The sequence below is a fragment of the Candidatus Clostridium helianthi genome, assembly GCF_045310795.1.
Taxonomy (GTDB): domain Bacteria; phylum Bacillota; class Clostridia; order Clostridiales; family Clostridiaceae; genus Clostridium; species Clostridium helianthi.
Genome location: NZ_JBJIAB010000020.1, coordinates 24204 through 40002, shown reverse-complemented (window position 1 = coordinate 40002; position 15799 = coordinate 24204). Strand labels below are relative to the sequence as shown.

At 28.8% G+C, this 15799-nt stretch carries 17 protein-coding genes; 14 read left to right on the top strand and 3 right to left on the bottom strand.

Annotation, left to right across the window (positions count from 1 at the left end; genetic code table 11):
- Positions 1-101: 101 nt before the first annotated feature.
- A complete protein-coding gene (locus ACJDTP_RS15625) occupies positions 102-1532 on the bottom strand; it encodes an aspartate ammonia-lyase (protein ID WP_270568023.1) in 1431 nt (476 codons plus the stop codon).
- 703 nt (positions 1533-2235) lie between these two features.
- Here ACJDTP_RS15625 and ACJDTP_RS15620 point away from each other — a divergent pair.
- From ACJDTP_RS15620 to ACJDTP_RS15585, 8 genes are all read left to right on the top strand, one after another.
- On the top strand, positions 2236-2688 hold the full coding sequence (locus tag ACJDTP_RS15620) for an Lrp/AsnC family transcriptional regulator (RefSeq protein WP_012058559.1): 453 nt from the start codon (positions 2236-2238) through the stop codon (positions 2686-2688).
- 196 nt (positions 2689-2884) lie between these two features.
- On the top strand, positions 2885-3115 hold the full coding sequence (locus tag ACJDTP_RS15615) for a hypothetical protein (protein ID WP_012058560.1): 231 nt from the start codon (positions 2885-2887) through the stop codon (positions 3113-3115).
- 376 nt (positions 3116-3491) lie between these two features.
- Positions 3492-3665 (top strand): hypothetical protein, encoded by a 174-nt coding sequence (locus ACJDTP_RS15610; protein WP_406761762.1) that lies wholly within the window; start codon positions 3492-3494, stop codon positions 3663-3665.
- A 337-nt stretch (positions 3666-4002) separates the two neighbouring features.
- Positions 4003-4233: a hypothetical protein gene (locus tag ACJDTP_RS15605; RefSeq protein ID WP_078115658.1), complete on the top strand. Its 231-nt coding sequence runs from the start codon at positions 4003-4005 to the stop codon at positions 4231-4233.
- A gap of 460 nt (positions 4234-4693) precedes the next feature.
- Positions 4694-4882, top strand: a complete 189-nt coding sequence (locus ACJDTP_RS15600; RefSeq protein WP_406761761.1) for a hypothetical protein — start codon at positions 4694-4696, stop codon at positions 4880-4882.
- A 209-nt stretch (positions 4883-5091) separates the two neighbouring features.
- Positions 5092-5298: an alpha/beta-type small acid-soluble spore protein gene (locus tag ACJDTP_RS15595; RefSeq protein ID WP_017209309.1), complete on the top strand. Its 207-nt coding sequence runs from the start codon at positions 5092-5094 to the stop codon at positions 5296-5298.
- Positions 5299-5570: 272 nt separating this feature from the next.
- A complete protein-coding gene (locus ACJDTP_RS15590) occupies positions 5571-5732 on the top strand; it encodes a hypothetical protein (RefSeq protein WP_168982226.1) in 162 nt (53 codons plus the stop codon).
- 154 nt (positions 5733-5886) lie between these two features.
- The gene (locus tag ACJDTP_RS15585) at positions 5887-6117 is read left to right on the top strand and encodes a hypothetical protein (RefSeq protein ID WP_077840619.1); all 231 of its coding nucleotides are present in this window, start codon (positions 5887-5889) and stop codon (positions 6115-6117) included.
- Positions 6118-6193: 76 nt separating this feature from the next.
- On the opposite strand, the gene ACJDTP_RS15580 is transcribed toward ACJDTP_RS15585, so the two are convergent.
- The gene (locus ACJDTP_RS15580; RefSeq protein ID WP_406761760.1) at positions 6194-8170 is read right to left on the bottom strand and encodes a glycosyltransferase; all 1977 of its coding nucleotides are present in this window, start codon (positions 8168-8170) and stop codon (positions 6194-6196) included.
- A 173-nt stretch (positions 8171-8343) separates the two neighbouring features.
- Here ACJDTP_RS15580 and ACJDTP_RS15575 point away from each other — a divergent pair, with 173 nt between their 5' ends.
- From ACJDTP_RS15575 to ACJDTP_RS15555, 5 genes are all read left to right on the top strand, one after another.
- Positions 8344-8850: a hypothetical protein gene (locus ACJDTP_RS15575; RefSeq protein WP_012058564.1), complete on the top strand. Its 507-nt coding sequence runs from the start codon at positions 8344-8346 to the stop codon at positions 8848-8850.
- Positions 8851-9168: 318 nt separating this feature from the next.
- A complete protein-coding gene (locus tag ACJDTP_RS15570; RefSeq protein WP_077840622.1) occupies positions 9169-9474 on the top strand; it encodes a hypothetical protein in 306 nt (101 codons plus the stop codon).
- A gap of 705 nt (positions 9475-10179) precedes the next feature.
- Positions 10180-11094 (top strand): polysaccharide deacetylase family protein, encoded by a 915-nt coding sequence (locus ACJDTP_RS15565; protein WP_168982224.1) that lies wholly within the window; start codon positions 10180-10182, stop codon positions 11092-11094.
- 212 nt (positions 11095-11306) lie between these two features.
- On the top strand, positions 11307-11576 hold the full coding sequence (locus ACJDTP_RS15560) for an ACT domain-containing protein (RefSeq protein WP_012058567.1): 270 nt from the start codon (positions 11307-11309) through the stop codon (positions 11574-11576).
- A gap of 12 nt (positions 11577-11588) precedes the next feature.
- Positions 11589-12944 carry a PFL family protein gene (locus tag ACJDTP_RS15555; RefSeq protein ID WP_012058568.1) on the top strand — a complete coding sequence of 452 codons (1356 nt, stop codon included), beginning with the start codon at positions 11589-11591 and terminating at the stop codon, positions 12942-12944.
- Between the two features lie 153 nt (positions 12945-13097).
- Here the strand turns inward: ACJDTP_RS15555 and ACJDTP_RS15550 are convergent, their stop codons facing one another.
- Positions 13098-13247 carry a hypothetical protein gene (locus ACJDTP_RS15550; protein WP_017209305.1) on the bottom strand — a complete coding sequence of 50 codons (150 nt, stop codon included), beginning with the start codon at positions 13245-13247 and terminating at the stop codon, positions 13098-13100.
- A gap of 364 nt (positions 13248-13611) precedes the next feature.
- On the opposite strand from ACJDTP_RS15550, the gene ACJDTP_RS15545 reads away from it, so the two are divergent.
- Positions 13612-15603 (top strand): YgiQ family radical SAM protein, encoded by a 1992-nt coding sequence (locus tag ACJDTP_RS15545; protein WP_406761759.1) that lies wholly within the window; start codon positions 13612-13614, stop codon positions 15601-15603.
- Positions 15604-15799: the final 196 nt, after the last annotated feature.

The following is a 15799-nucleotide window of genomic DNA, read 5'->3' as shown; positions in this document are numbered from 1 at the left end:
AAGATGTGCTATCTCTTTTTGGTTAATACCACGATTCATAAGATCATGTTCATATAATAGTATAATCCGAATTTCAAAAAATTATACCAAGAGTTAAAAATTTATATTGCTTGATTTATTTTTTCCTTTGATTCTAGTGTTAGAGAAGAATTCAATTGTGTCATTAAATTTGGATCTAGAATTTGTTCTAATTCCTCAGAAGTTAATATACCTTTAGCTAGAACAAGTTCCTTTACAGAAATTCCTGATTTTAATGACTCTTTTGCAATGTCAGCAGAATTTTGGTATCCAATGTACGGGCAAAGTGCTGTTACAATACCAACACTATTGTCTAAGAGTTCTTTGCATCTTACTTCATTAGCAGTAATACCTATAATACAATTATCAACTAAAGTTGTAGTAGCATTTTGAAGCGTTTCTATTGACTCAAATAATTTATAGAATAGAACAGGTTCAAAAGCATTAAGTTCTAATTGACCAGCTTCTGCTGCCATAGTTATTGTTAAATCATTACCTATAATGTTAAATGCAACTTGTGAGACTACTTCTAAAATAACAGGATTAACTTTACCAGGCATAATAGAAGAACCATTTTGCATTGAAGGCAGATTGATTTCAGCAAAACCTGTTTTTGGACCGCTAGATAGAAGTCTTAAATCATTTGCCATTTTAGACAAATTAACTGCACATGTTTTTAGAAGCCCTGATACACTTACAAAACAGTCAAGATTTTGAGTCGCATCAATTAAATCATTTGATTGAGTTAAATTAAGACCGCAAATTTTTCTTAAATTAGGAGTTATATTATGAAAATATTCAGGGCTTACATTTATTGCTGTACCAATAGCTGTGCCCCCTATATTTAGAACAAGCATATCTTTTTCAGCCTCTTTTAAGCGTTCTATATCACGTTTTATCATCGATGCAAAAGCATTGAATGATTGTCCTAGTCTAATTGGAACTGCATCTTGAAGTTGAGTACGTCCCATTTTAATTATATTATTAAATTCTAGGGATTTTAATTTAAGAGTATTATATAAACGTTGAAGCTCTGCAATAGTTTTTGGAAGCATTTTTAGAACTGTAAGTTTTCCGGCTGTAGGAAATACATCATTAGTAGATTGGGCCATATTTACGTGATCATTTGGGTGTACAACATTATAACTGCCTTTAATTTCTCCAAGGAGTTCAATTGCACGATTAGCTATAACTTCATTAGCATTCATGTTAGCAGAAGTTCCTGCACCTCCTTGAATTGAATCTACTATAAATTCTTCATGTAATTTTCCACAAATAATCTCATCGCAAGCATTTATTATAGCATTGGCAATCGTTGAAGTTAAGAAATTTGCATCTCTATTTGTAATAGCAGCAGCTTTTTTTACTTCAGCAAGACTAATTATAAATTCCTTATTTAATTTCCTTTCAGTAATAGGAAAGTTGTTTTTTGCTCTTAATGATTGAATGCCGTAATATGCACTGGCTGGTACCTCCATAGTTCCTATTGAGTCTGATTCCATACGTGTTTTCATTTAAAAATTCCTCGCTTTCATAACTTAAATCATTTCAAAAATTTAAAATAATAGATTACTTAAAATAATTTCTAACAACAAAAGATAAATTTATAATCAAGATATATCTACCGTTATTTTTTTATTAATCTCTATGACTGAAGATTATCACGCTTTAAAATCAATGTAAATATTAGAAACAAAATTGTGAATAAAAGCTAAAAATTAGCATAATGCACTTAAATAAAATTATAGTAGATATAAAAATGCTTAATTTTATTAAGTCTGAAATTTTAAACAAAATGCGAACATAAGTATTGAATTATATCTATAAATTCGTAATGTTGCTAAAATTTTAGATGATGTTTTGCTTAATAATAAGAAAAAATTCATAAAGACAATAAAATAGTATAAAAATTGTGAATAAATAAGGAAAAGTTTGAAATATATAAGTAGCGTAATAGTTTATACTAAAATACAAAGTTAATTTTTTAAATCAAAACCTCAAAAAGTACTTGTAAATTTCTAATAATCACCTTAAAATATAAATATAACAGATAGGCAATTTGAATAAGTATGCAATAAGAATAGATTGCTGAAAATTTAATAATAGAGCGCAAAGGGGCGTATCAATAATCAGAAACTATTAGGATTATTTGATATGTTTTTTTATTCTTTAATTTTGCTATTATAATTAATTCATAAGGAGACAGAGGTATAGTATATGGACAAGATTGATTTTAAGATTATTGAACTTCTACAAGAAAATGCTCGTTATCCACTAAAGCATTTAGCAGAGGAAGTGTTTTTATCAACTCCCGCAGTATCAGCACGTATTGAAAAATTGGAACAAGCAGGTGTTATCACAGGATATTCTGCGCACGTTGATCCGCTAAAGTTAGGATATAATATTAAGGCGTTTATTAATTTAGAAATGACGCCTAAGCAGAAACCTGAGTTTTATCCTTTCATATCAAATTGCCCAAATGTACTTGAGTGCAATTGCGTAACAGGCAAGTATTCCATGCTAATAAAGGTTGCTTATCACACAACTTTAGAATTAGATGCCTTTATTGGAGAATTACAAAAGTTTGGAAATACGGAAACTCAAATAGTGTTTTCTACAGCTGTTGAGCATAGAGGAATAGATGTGACATCAGAAATTGGTGATAAATAGATTTAAGAAAGAAGACTGTTCTGAATATAAACATGGTTTATATTTAGAACAGTTTTTATTATTACAACATAAAATATAGAATAATCTGGAGGTCTATATCATAGAATTGTAATAGTATAAATATATGTCAAGGAAAGTTTCTATAAGAAAATAATTTGGGAATTATATATATGTCGAGTTGGAGGGAGGAAATATTGTGAGTGAATATGAAGAAAAGTTAAACGAAAATAAGAACATAATATTGAGAAACATTGAGCAAGGTAAAAAATCGGGGGTTAATAAAGTTTCTGCCGTTTTTGCCATAAGTAAAAGAGATGAGCTCCGAAAAAACATGGTTACAGATTTGGCTACATGGCTAATTACTGACGGATATAAAGTTTCTCTTAAAGAAGGGGAACTCGAGATATTAACTATTGAATGGGAATAAAACAGAAATTTGCACAAACCCTCAAAATAAGAGGGTTACATATATGCTATATAAAAAGCATAGTATTAAACATACTAACATAAATATCAAAGTTTTAAGCACCTAAACTTATAGGTGCTTTTTGTTATGTGAATAAATAATGCGATTTTTTTACAACAAAAAGAATTAATGCAAAAATATTGTTGTTTTATAGTCAGATTTGTGCGTTTAGAGTAAAAAGCATTTTTAAAGTTTGAATGTTGTGATAACATTTACAGTATAAGAGGTGAAATACTTATAAAATTAACACTTAATTTAAATTTTTTCTTCAGAATTTGCTACACAAATTTTACCAACTTAATTGTATTCTATAGAATATTAGAAGGGATGAGAATGGATGGGGAATATAATTAAAATAAACATATATTATGCAGAATTTACAAGAAAAAATAAAGGCAAATTAAGATTGGAAACAGTAGAAAAATCCATTTTGAGGTATGATAAATGGTTAAAGGATACAAATAGAAAAGATAATATAGAAACTTATGAAGAATTTTTACGGGCTCCGTAATATTGACGGGGGATAGTAAGTGATATTAATATTACTTACTATCATTTAGCGTTTCTAGTATTAGTTTGTTTATTATATTTGGTTGGCATGGAGGAAAACAAAATATATAGACATAAGTATAAGGAATTTTCATAAATATATTAATGTGGATACATATATAGATAAATCAGCTATAATCTAGACTTATGCGTATGTCTTGCCGAAATGAATAATATACTTAAATTTAACCACTAGAAGTTGTGTTTAGGTAGAAACGGAAGGACAAGTTATAGAGATATAATAAGGAAATTTAATATGTCTTTATAAAATTAATAATCTAAATAAGGGAGAGGTTTAAATGGTTAAAGATGAATTTAAAGGTTTAGTAAAAGAGTATAATGATGAAAGTTGTTCATGGTGCAAAAGCGAATCGAACTGCTTTTATAAAAGAAAGGCAATGGAGGCGACTAGAGAAGCTATAAAAGAAATCGTAATTTGTACATCAGCTTATTGCACTGCAAAGGTTTCTTGCGATTATTATAGAAGGGACAGCGAGAAATACAATCTTTATAATGTTAAAGAAGCTTAGGAATAATTGATAATTCTATGAAAGGTGCTACTTTTTATTGTGGTGCCTTTTTTATTTAAAAAAGTTAAGTATTCAATTAAAGCTGGAATATAGAACTTCAATTTGAATGTATATCTTTATTTGGAATTAGCTATAGATATCCAATTTAAGAATTCGGCTTATTAGATGAACAGATTTACAAAATTGCTAGAATTTTAAGCTCATATCTTTACTAGAAATCATAAATATATTTTCATAGCTTTTCGGAACAAAATATTTATGATTTCGGCGAGTTATATGCATAAGTTCAGGTCTTAGTTGGGTTATCTATAAGAGTACTAGCAAGAATATAAATGCTTTTATAAAATAAATAAGCAAAAAATATATGCTAGATAGGAATATAATTAAATATTACTCATATACATCTATATTGTCTGATAATATTATAGGACTAATATATGGATGCGTTATGGAGGGCAATATGAAATTCGACTATAATTTATTAATTTTAATGCTAATTAATTTCTTTTTGTTATTCATAGTTATAGGTGTAGTATTTAAAGTAGTTAGAGGTTATAAGGCACATGTAGACAGGAATAAAAAAATTGAACAGAAATTTGATGAGATATTAAATGAGTTTATAATAAAAACATTAAATAATAGTAAATAAAGCGTTAATACAAGAATATTGCTGCTTTAGGCGAATATATCAATGAATAACATGTAAGTAAATCCACTAAGTACTTAGGGACGTAAAGTAATATTAACTAATACAAGCTATCAATACTATTTTTGTTAATATTTTTATAGATTATATTTTGTGTTATTGGTTAATATATTACTGCCAAACAAAATTAAAATAAAAGGAGGTAGATTCAAATGGCATCAAATAATAGTGGAAGCAATAGAACATTAGTACCTGAAGCAAAGCAAGGTTTAAACAGATTAAAAACTGAGGTTGCATCAGAAATCGGATTACAAAACTATGAAAACATCGATAAAGGGAACCTATCTTCAAGGCAAAATGGTAGCGTTGGTGGAGAAATGGTAAAAAGAATGATAGAAAGCTACGAACAAGGGTTATAAAAAATAACTATACAAAAAAGGCATTCATAGAAGTATGAGTGCCTTTTTAATATAAAAATGTATATTAGTTTATATGTTAAAAACAGTTAATAACATATATTGCTACAATGAACGTATGTCTAATATTCTAATAAACCTAGGATCAATTAAGGAGAAATGTATAAACTAAATTCGGGTATATCACATTCTTTATAAATTAAACAATATGAACCATAAAATATGATATAATTAATATTATAAAAAATATTATAAAAAATATGGAGGGACTATTAATGAAAATAAATGATAGAGTTGAATTTTTAGAAAACGATAATAAAGGTAAGAAAGGTACTGTGATTAAGTTGATGGGAGAACATAGTGCTGTTGTTGTAATAGACGGAGAAGAAGATGATGTTCCAACTTTGGCAAGAGTGACGAACTTAAAGGTGATTTAATTGAATTTTTAAATTTACATATACATTAATATATATTTAGAATTTTATTATATGTTACGTATGAAGCATAAAAATAATTTCCTCTTTTTCATATAATTGGTTATATATTTCGTTTGATTATATATAATTAATTATATATAAAGGAGGGAGACTTATGTTAGACGGTAAAAAAGAGATATTAACAATGTTTAAAAATAAAAATGATGGGTTGACATTTGAAGAAATACACACTAATGAAAAATTTCAGCCAGAGGTATATTTTAAAAATGGAACCTTAACTAAAATAAATATTTTCTTAGTTGGAGCTTTAAATCAAATGGTGAATAGTGGCATACTTGTTTGGAGACAAGGAAAGTATTACTTAAAAGAAAACGATATAGGTTAATTTTCTAATGAAGAATAAGCGAAGAAAATGGCTCTATACACAATTTTCTTTGCTTATTTAATGTTCTCTTTGAATATCAAGCTTCTCCTAGAATTTTATATATGAATTTCGTAATATCTGGAAGATTTAATCCATCATGTCCTTTTTCTGGCTCATAGCGTAAAATTATTTCAATATTATTAAAGTTATCAATATTATTCATGCGTTCCATACGTTTCAATAATGGTACTATCTGGGTTGAATTGTCTGCATGAGAGCATAAATTAGCGAGGATATATATCTTAGGAACATAATTGTTTTTTTCAAAAGCATCTACTACGTTAAATCGATCGTTAAATTTTTCAAAAGGTTTATCATCATCAAAGCAAAGTGTTACAACAGTTTCGAATGCTTCCTTAACAATCCAATTGGAGATGTCAAATTGTGAGTTGTCGACAACTACTGATGATCCTCTAAGATATATCCCCATAATTACTGAAAGGTAACCACCTGCTGATGTGCCGTAGATAACTGTATTCTCGAGCTTAATATTCATTTTAGCAATAATTTGTTTTAGTATTAAACTACTATTTTCAAGATAATAATTTTCATTTTTTCCGACGCCCCAAGCAACTTGTAAATATCCATTTACATAAAGTGTAGGATCCATGCAGAAAATAGAGGAGGTTTTCAACATCTGTGACCAACTATGCCTTTGGAAGATTGGGACATTAACATTTCCGCCGACTACAGCACCATTGTTAAAAACAATAAGTTTATCATTTCCACTTTTTCTGTTTATTAGATATTCATAAGGTACACCATTCTGAATGACTCTTAGTACATATATATAATCGCTTGGTATTTTTAACTTATTAATTTCAGAATAATCTATTGTGATTTCAGGGTATGGAAGTTTTACATATTTTGCATTGCTTGTCCTTTGAATAGTGTTGTCGATTATTAATTCGGTTTTTTTAACTTCTGTCATAAGATCATAATCATTGTTAATATTGAAAACTCTGTTATATCTATAAGGATTGTTCAAATACCAAAGTAAAATTCCCAATAATTCTTTTTCATCAAAGTGAATGATATTACCGCATTTATATTTTTCTACCAGCTCTCTTGCTACACCAACATCTGTTGAAATAATAGGAGTATTTAGTATTACGCTTTCAACTAGAGCAAGAGAAAAACCTTCGCTAAGAGAAGTTAAGATTGTTGCTGTTGAGTTTTTTATATACGGATATGGGTTTTCTACATATCCTATTAGTTTAACATTTTCCGTAAGTTCATTGTCTTCTATATATTTCTGAAGAATTAATTTGTAATCCCCATCTCCTAAAAGATAAATCATAAAATCATCACGATATAGCTTAAGTTCTTTTGCAGCTTTTAATAGCAAAATTTGATTTTTGTTGAAATCAAGTCTACCAACAGATGTAAAGAGCATTTTATCCGGTATGCTAATTTTTTCGTTACTTAAGATGTGGATTTTCTCTCTATTAACAGAGTTCGAAATTTTAACAACATTTTCGGTTATACCAAAAAGCTCGGACAAAGATTTTTCTACTACATCTGAAATTACTACTATAGAATCAAATTGCTTTAAAACTGAAGCCTGCATTTCGTGTTCTTGTTTAATTTGTCTATATTCATTCGAATTTTTATCTAGCCAATTATAGTCAAGCTCACGCATATCACCTCTAATCCAAATTATTTTTGTTGCACAATTTAAATATGAGGCAAAGTAAGATGGAGCACTATGATTACAAGCAATGACACAATCATATTTTTCATTAATTAGTTTATTGAAAAGTAAGGGAGACACAAGTAATTTATAATAGTAATCAAGGGAATCTTTTTCGTTATAACCCTCCTTTGTTGAATCAATAAGCGCATCTAATATTTTAATATTACTATTATAGACATGAACATTGGAGGTTTTAAATAATGGCAAGATGCTTATATCATATTTATACTTATCTAATAGATTTAAAACATCTGCTAAAGATTTTTCTGTTCCATAGCCAGAAGTTATATTCCAAGTTATAAACAATAATTTTTTCATTAGTTCACCTTCTTATTAGATTATATGTTAAGGCAACGGAATTCAACTTTCCTATTAATATATGAGAAGCAACATAGTTTTGTTAACTACATAGTTAAGTTAACTTCTTTTTTTTGATTTTTTTAATAAAATAAAGTATAATTAAATGTATATTAAAAAGGAGGGCGAAATTTGTGGAATTATTTGAGGTAGGGAAACCATTTAAGGATGGTATTACAAGGTATCCAGAAGGAATAAGTTTCGATATAAATAAAAATGGGTGCAATTTGTTAATTTATACTACGAAATTTACAGAAAAATCTAGACAAGCTATTATAAAAGGTGATCTGAAATACGGATATTTCAAAGAAGATAATGTTATTATCATGCTATTCAGATTCGGTAATCACCAATGGATAGAAGTTCCGTATTCTATACATATGTGTAAAAATTCTGTTGAATTAGAAGAAGTTACAGAAACTGAGGGCTTCTCTCTTAATATATATATTATTAATTCGGGAACAGGGGTTTTAGAAGATACTAGACAAGTTGAACTTGATATTAGATTATCTAAAATGTTAAGAGATGATGTCTTAGAACAGAAAAGTATGCCGTATAGTGGCTTTAATATTAGAGTAAGTGAATTTAATAGAAAATATTCAACTAAAGCATTAGTTAGCATGTCTAGAGCATTAGTTTAAAATAATTTTAGGTATGTGTAGATAGCTCATATTTCAAATTAAGATATTTTTAGTAAACAAAATTGTAAGATATGTATATGCTGCAATAATAAATTTATATTTAAAACGCTGGTAAATTACGTGTTAGATTAAAAACTAGAATGTAGAAATTTAATTGCAACATATACATACATAAATATTAAATTATAGAACGGATAAGTAAGTATAATATTACTTTCATAAGCTAATTGCTATTCATAAGTCTAATCCCTAGATTTTAGATATTGAAATAATAATTCTTAATTTATATAATTTTAGTAACAGAAAGGGGTGGAAGCTATGAAGGTTGAGTTTTGTCTTGTAGAAAGTGATGATATTGTTTTTACAAAAGAATCTAAAGATTTGAAGGATATAATAAATGTCATTACCAAAGTAGGTACAGAGATCAATTTGTTTTTTAGCAAAGATGATTTCATCCATGGTTACGTACAAAATGTAGCATATCAAGTTAATGCAGAAAGTAATGATGAGAGTCTAATAATATATTTTTCAAATGATTATAAAAAATCTAAGAACACAGAGAGAATATCAGCTGAACATTTAAGTACTACGAAAATAAGTGCTAAAAATAATGATAAGGCGTGATCGGAAAAATAATAAGTCCATCTGCTAAGTATGTTTTACAGCATTCTGAGTAAGTAGGTTGTCATAGTAATTTTGCTATTAGATAAATATACTTACGTGTCTAAGAAGAATAAGACTGGTATTTTGTACTTGTTATTTTCATCTATATGCCTAAATAAAAATTAAGGTGAGATAGTAAATTTTATGATTTATTTACTATTTCACCTTAATTTTTTTATGCTTTAGTAATTTATAATCTGATAAAATTGCGGATGATTTAAAAAAGGTTGATTGAATAACTTTTGTGTTTTAAAAAGAATAAAAATAAATAGGAACATGTGCTGTAATTGAAGTTTGTACTTTATCTTTAAATTGAGTAATTTTTGAGTGCTGGAATATTAAGCGTAAATTTATTATTGAAATATAATTGAAATATCTATTATTTATAGGTTTGAGTTATTTGAAAATAATATATTTTAGGATTTAATATATACATATTTTATAAATGTTGCCTTGTGTGCTATAATTTATATGAATTTTTATTTATAAATTGTAATTTTTGTGAAGTATATTGAAAATAGTGAAGGTTACAAGTAAAAGCGGGTGAACTTTGTGATACATATAGGCTAAATATGAAAGAAATTATATATGAATAAAATTAAATTTGTAACTATAAAAAATAAAGTTTAAGATAAATTTATGCTTTATATTATAAGGAGATATATTATGAAAGAAAAAAAGAATAGAAAAAGATTTAATAATAGCAGGAGAAGTAATTTTATAAAATTAGTTAAAATAGTATCACTTTTAGTTGTGATTGGGATAATTGCTTTTATTGGGATTAATAAAGGAATAAATTCTTTTGCTAATATGGCTACTAGTCAAAATAGTGATAAAAAAGATGTTATCGAAAACCCATCAGAGGATGAGAAAAAAGAGTTTGGGGAAGTTCCGTTAATAAATGATAATAGAGGCGTGCCGGTAATTTGTTTTCATTCTATAAATGATGATCCTTCAGTAAAAAGCCCTATTATTATTTCAAAGGATAAATTTAGAACACAACTTCAAGCTATTAAAGATAATGGATATACGACATTAACAATGGCTCAACTTAATGATTACCTTTTTAAGGGCAAGGCTATTCCAGAAAAAAGTGTTGTTCTAACATTTGATGATGGATATAGAGATAATTATACTAATGTATTTCCAATCTTAAAAGAGTTTAATATGAATGCAACAATTTTTGTTATACAAAGTTATTTAGATAGAGATGGATATCTAACTACTGACCAAGTTAAAGAGTTGAGTAGTAGTGGAATAATTGATATAGAGTCTCACACGATTTCTCATATTGATCTTCCGACTATGTCATATGAAGATCAATTAAAAGAACTAAAAAATTCTAAGGAAAAGTTAGAAAGTTTAATTAATAAGCCTATAATTTCGATTGCTTATCCAGAAGGAAAATATAATGATGATACTAAGAAAGCTTTTAGTGAAGTTGGTTATTCAATGGGATTTACCACTGAAAGAGGGTATGCTGACAGAGATGATAATTCTGCAGAGCTAAATAGAATATGTGTAGATTATACATATAAGCCTAAAGACATTCTAAAGGTATTAAAAAACTTGAAAAAGTAATGTGAGATTTTCTTTTGAATAAGAATAACAAAAATCCGAACGAAAAGAAAAAATATTTACAAAACGTTCTCTTAAAATTGACAAAATATAATATAAATTATAGAATAAAGAGAGCAATAAAGATGCTTATTAGATATTATCCAATTCAATTAGAATTGGATAATATTTTTAATAAGGATCTTAAAAATAACTTATGAATGGAGTAGATAAGCATGAAAGCAATATTAACAGTAATTGGGCAGGACAAAGTTGGTATTATAGCAGGGGTTAGTCAGAAAATGTTAGAATATAGTATCAATATATTAGATGTTAATCAAACTATAATGCAAGGTTTTTTTACCATGATAATGGTATTAGACTGCAAAGATATGAATGCGACTTTTGAGGAAGTTCGTGCAGGACTTACAGCAGAGGGTGAAAGACTTGGGGTAGAAGTAAAGATTCAAAGAGAAGAAATATTTAAGTCAATGCATTCACTATAATAGGAGGGGCTTATGAATACTAATAATATACTTGAAACGATAAAAATGATTGAGGAAGAAAAACTTGACGTTAGAACTATAACAATGGGAATATCTTTGCTTGATTGTATAGATCCAGATGGAGATAAAGCTAGAATTAAGATATATGATAAAATTACAAAATCTGCAGAGCATTTAGTAGAGGTTGGAAGGCAAATAGAAACAGAATTTGGCATTCCAATAGTAAATAAAAGAGTTTCAATAACTCCTATGTCAATAATTGCTGGAGCTACTAATGAAACTAGCTATGTTGAATTTGCAAGAACTTTAGATAGAGCAGCAGAGACTCTTGGAATAGATTTCTTAGGTGGATTTTCAGCATTAGTTCAAAAAGGTTGTACAAAAGGTGATAAGATTTTAATAAGTTCAATCCCAGAAGCTTTAGCAGTAACAAAAAAAGTTTGTGCGTCAGTTAATGTAGGATGTACAAAATCAGGAATAAACATGAACGCTGTAAGAGATATGGCAGATGTTATAAAGAGAACTGCAGAACTTACAAAAGATCAAAAAGGCTTTGGTTGCGCTAAGTTAGTTGTATTTGCAAATGCAGTAGAAGATAATCCTTTTATGGCAGGAGCTTTCCACGGAGTTGGAGAAGCTGAGAGAATCATAAATGTTGGTGTAAGCGGACCAGGAGTTGTTAAGAGAGCACTTGAGAAAGTAAGAGGAGCATCTTTTGATGTTGTTGCTGAAACAATTAAGCAAACTGCATTTAAAGTTACAAGGATGGGAGAATTAGTTGCTAACGAAGCATCTAGAAGATTAGATGTACCTTTTGGTATAGTTGACTTATCTTTAGCTCCAACACCAGCCGTTGGTGACTCTGTTGCAGAAATTCTAGAAGAAATAGGATTAGAACAAGTTGGAACTCATGGTACAATTGCAGCGCTTGCTATGCTTAACGATGCAGTTAAAAAAGGTGGAGTTATGGCATGTAGCCATGTTGGAGGCTTAAGTGGAGCTTTCATTCCAGTATCTGAAGATGCAGGTATGATTGATGCGGTTATAAGTGGATCATTAAATTTAGAAAAATTAGAAGGAATGACATGTGTATGCTCAGTTGGTCTTGATATGATTGCAATTCCTGGAGATACTCCAGCATCTACGATTGCAGGAATGATAGCCGATGAAGCTGCGATTGGAGTAATAAATAATAAGACTACAGCGGTTAGAATTATACCAGCACCAGGTTGTGAAATAGGTGATATGGTGGAGTTCGGTGGATTATTGGGTAGAGCACCTGTAATGAAGGTAAATGGTAAATCATCAGAATTATTTGCTCAAAGAGGTGGAAGAATTCCTGCACCTATACATTCATTTAAAAATTAATAAACATACAAATAAGACCTAAAAGATATTAATATATCTTTAGGTCTTATTTCATATTCTATATTATTTCTAAAATAAGCAATTATAGAAATCTTTTCTTTTGTAATATCGAGGTGTAAAAATAGCCTTACAGGATAAAATTAGTTAGTTGTTTTATAATAAGAATAATAGTGGCCATAATGCCCATGCATTATTAAAACCATATCCACCACCATATCCGCCATAACCACCGTATCCACAAAAGTTTCCGTAATTGTATCCACAGCAATTATTGCAACATCTGTTATAACAGCATCTGCTCATAGTTCATTTCTCCTTTGTTAATCTATATCATTTGTTATATTAATAATATATTAAACATAATTAAAAATTGTTACATATTAAGCTTAAAAATAAAATTATCTATAATGATATTAACCTGCCATATTTTCATTATACAAATTTATGTAAATAAGAGCTTATAGGTGTACATACTGGGGGAGAATAGTTTAAATAAAGCATTTTAATACAAGAATAATTGGAAATAATGTTTAAAAAGACATGAAATTAATAAATAACATAATACGGATTTAGAATTTGGTGTCTTTATGTTATAATAGGCAAAGAGAAAATAAGGTGTGTATGATTTTTTAAAATTAAACCATAAGAAGAATAAGTAGGTGAAGATATGACAACTGAAAGAAAGTTTTTGCCCATAAGCAAAAAAGATATGAGAGAAAGAGGTTGGGAGCAATTAGATTTCATAATTGTTACAGCTGATGCATACATTGATCATCATAGTTTTGGTACTGCAATTATTTCGAGAGTACTTGAAGCAAATGGATATAAAGTTGGGATAATACCACAACCAGATTGGGATAATATTTATGATTTTCAGAGATTTGGGAAGCCTAAATATGCTTTCCTAGTTAATGGTGGAAATATGGATCCTATGGTCAATCATTATACTGTAAGTAAAAGATTAAGAGAAAAAGATTTTTATTCTCCAGGTGGACAAATGGGACTTAGGCCTGATAGAGCAACAATTGTTTATTGCAATAAGATAAGAGAAGCTTATAAAGACATAGATATTATAATAGGAGGAATAGAAGCAAGTCTTAGAAGATTTGCTCATTACGATTATTGGAGTGATAAAGTAAGAAAATCAATATTAATTGATAGTACAGCTGACTTGCTAATTTATGGTATGGGTGAAAAACAAATAGTGGCCGTTGCAGAAAGTTTAAAGAATAAAGTTCGAGCAAAGGATATAACTTATATTAGAGGCACTTGCTATGCTACAGAAAGTTTAGAAGATGTGCAGGATTATATTGAAATTCCTTCGTATAAGGAAGTATCTACAAATAGATATAAGTATGCAGAAGCAAGCAAAGTAGAATATGAAGAACAGGATTCGGTTCGAGGTCATATTATCGTGCAAAAGCATGGGAGTAAATATGTGGTACAAAATATTCCAGAAGCCCCTTTAAATAGAGAGGAATTAGATGAAGTATATGGACTTCCATATATGAGAGATTACCATCCTGTTTATGAAGGGAAAGGCGGAATAGCTGCAATTGAAGAAGTTAAATTTAGTACAGTAAGTTCAAGAGGCTGTTTTGGAGATTGTAAATTTTGTGCTATAACTTTCCATCAAGGAAGAGTTGTTCAAAGTAGAAGTAAAGAATCAATATTACAAGAGGTTGAAGATATTACAAAACTTCCGGATTTTAAGGGATATATTCATGATGTAGGAGGGCCGACTGCAAACTTTAGAAAACCAGCTTGTTCTAAGCAGTTAGCTTTTGGAGCATGTAAAAATAAAGAGTGTTTATCTCCAGATGTTTGTAGAAATATGGATGTAGATCATACTGAATACCTTGATTTGTTAAGATCTATAAGGAATGTACCAAAAGTTAAAAAGGCATTTGTGCGCTCAGGTCTTAGATATGATTATATTATGGCTGATAAAGATGATACGTTTTTTAAAGAATTAGTGGAACATCATGTAAGTGGAAAATTAAAAGTTGCACCTGAACATATTTCAAAAGATGTACTAAAATATATGGGTAAACCGGCTGGCGAAACTTATGATAAATTTGTAAATAAGTTTGAAAAAATAACAAAGAAACTTGGAAAAAAACAATATATAATTCCATATTTAATGTCATCTCATCCGGGAAGTACTTTAGAATGTGCAATTGAGCTTGCTGAGTATCTAAGAGATATTAACTATCAACCAGAGCAGGTACAAGATTTTTATCCAACACCAGGTACATTGGCTACAACAATGTATTATACTGGATTAGATCCAATGACAATGAAAGAAGTTTATGTACCAAAGACTAAGCATGAAAAAGCTATGCAAAGAGCTCTACTTCAATATAAGAATCCAAAGTACTATACACTGGTCTATGAGGCATTAACACAAGCTGGTAGAACTGATTTGATAGGAAATGGTCCGAAATGTCTTATAAAAGACAAAAATAAAAGTGTCAAAGGTTATAATTCCAACGTTTCCAGAGGTAATGAAAGCCAAGGAATTAATAAGAAAAAGGCTTCAGACAGATTAAAGGGTGATAGAATTTCTGATAGAAGAGAAAAAGGTAAGAAAACAAAAGAAAAAAACTCGCCAAATGGCAAAAAGAAGACTATTAAGAAAAGAAAAAATAGTAAATAGCATTGTAAAATTGCTGCAATGAAAGAATAAAATGTTTTTGTTAGATCTTATATTTAGTTCATGAGTTGTAGCAATTTACTAATTTAATCGATAGTATATATTGAAATTAAGAATAAGTTATTGATTTTTCAGCATGTATTTGCATACATGCTGAAGTTGAATTTCTACATTTTGGTCCTGATTTGGTAGTTAACGT

Coding starts and splice junctions, on each gene's coding strand:
- ACJDTP_RS15625 (WP_270568023.1), bottom strand. CDS start 1,532: ATGAAAACACGTATGGAATCAGACTCAATAGGAACTATGGAGGTACCA.
- ACJDTP_RS15620 (WP_012058559.1), top strand. CDS start 2,236: ATGGACAAGATTGATTTTAAGATTATTGAACTTCTACAAGAAAATGCT.
- ACJDTP_RS15610 (WP_406761762.1), top strand. CDS start 3,492: ATGGGGAATATAATTAAAATAAACATATATTATGCAGAATTTACAAGA.
- ACJDTP_RS15605 (WP_078115658.1), top strand. CDS start 4,003: ATGGTTAAAGATGAATTTAAAGGTTTAGTAAAAGAGTATAATGATGAA.
- ACJDTP_RS15600 (WP_406761761.1), top strand. CDS start 4,694: ATGAAATTCGACTATAATTTATTAATTTTAATGCTAATTAATTTCTTT.
- ACJDTP_RS15595 (WP_017209309.1), top strand. CDS start 5,092: ATGGCATCAAATAATAGTGGAAGCAATAGAACATTAGTACCTGAAGCA.
- ACJDTP_RS15590 (WP_168982226.1), top strand. CDS start 5,571: ATGAAAATAAATGATAGAGTTGAATTTTTAGAAAACGATAATAAAGGT.
- ACJDTP_RS15585 (WP_077840619.1), top strand. CDS start 5,887: ATGTTAGACGGTAAAAAAGAGATATTAACAATGTTTAAAAATAAAAAT.
- ACJDTP_RS15580 (WP_406761760.1), bottom strand. CDS start 8,170: ATGAAAAAATTATTGTTTATAACTTGGAATATAACTTCTGGCTATGGA.
- ACJDTP_RS15570 (WP_077840622.1), top strand. CDS start 9,169: ATGAAGGTTGAGTTTTGTCTTGTAGAAAGTGATGATATTGTTTTTACA.
- ACJDTP_RS15565 (WP_168982224.1), top strand. CDS start 10,180: ATGAAAGAAAAAAAGAATAGAAAAAGATTTAATAATAGCAGGAGAAGT.
- ACJDTP_RS15560 (WP_012058567.1), top strand. CDS start 11,307: ATGAAAGCAATATTAACAGTAATTGGGCAGGACAAAGTTGGTATTATA.
- ACJDTP_RS15555 (WP_012058568.1), top strand. CDS start 11,589: ATGAATACTAATAATATACTTGAAACGATAAAAATGATTGAGGAAGAA.
- ACJDTP_RS15550 (WP_017209305.1), bottom strand. CDS start 13,247: ATGAGCAGATGCTGTTATAACAGATGTTGCAATAATTGCTGTGGATAC.
- ACJDTP_RS15545 (WP_406761759.1), top strand. CDS start 13,612: ATGACAACTGAAAGAAAGTTTTTGCCCATAAGCAAAAAAGATATGAGA.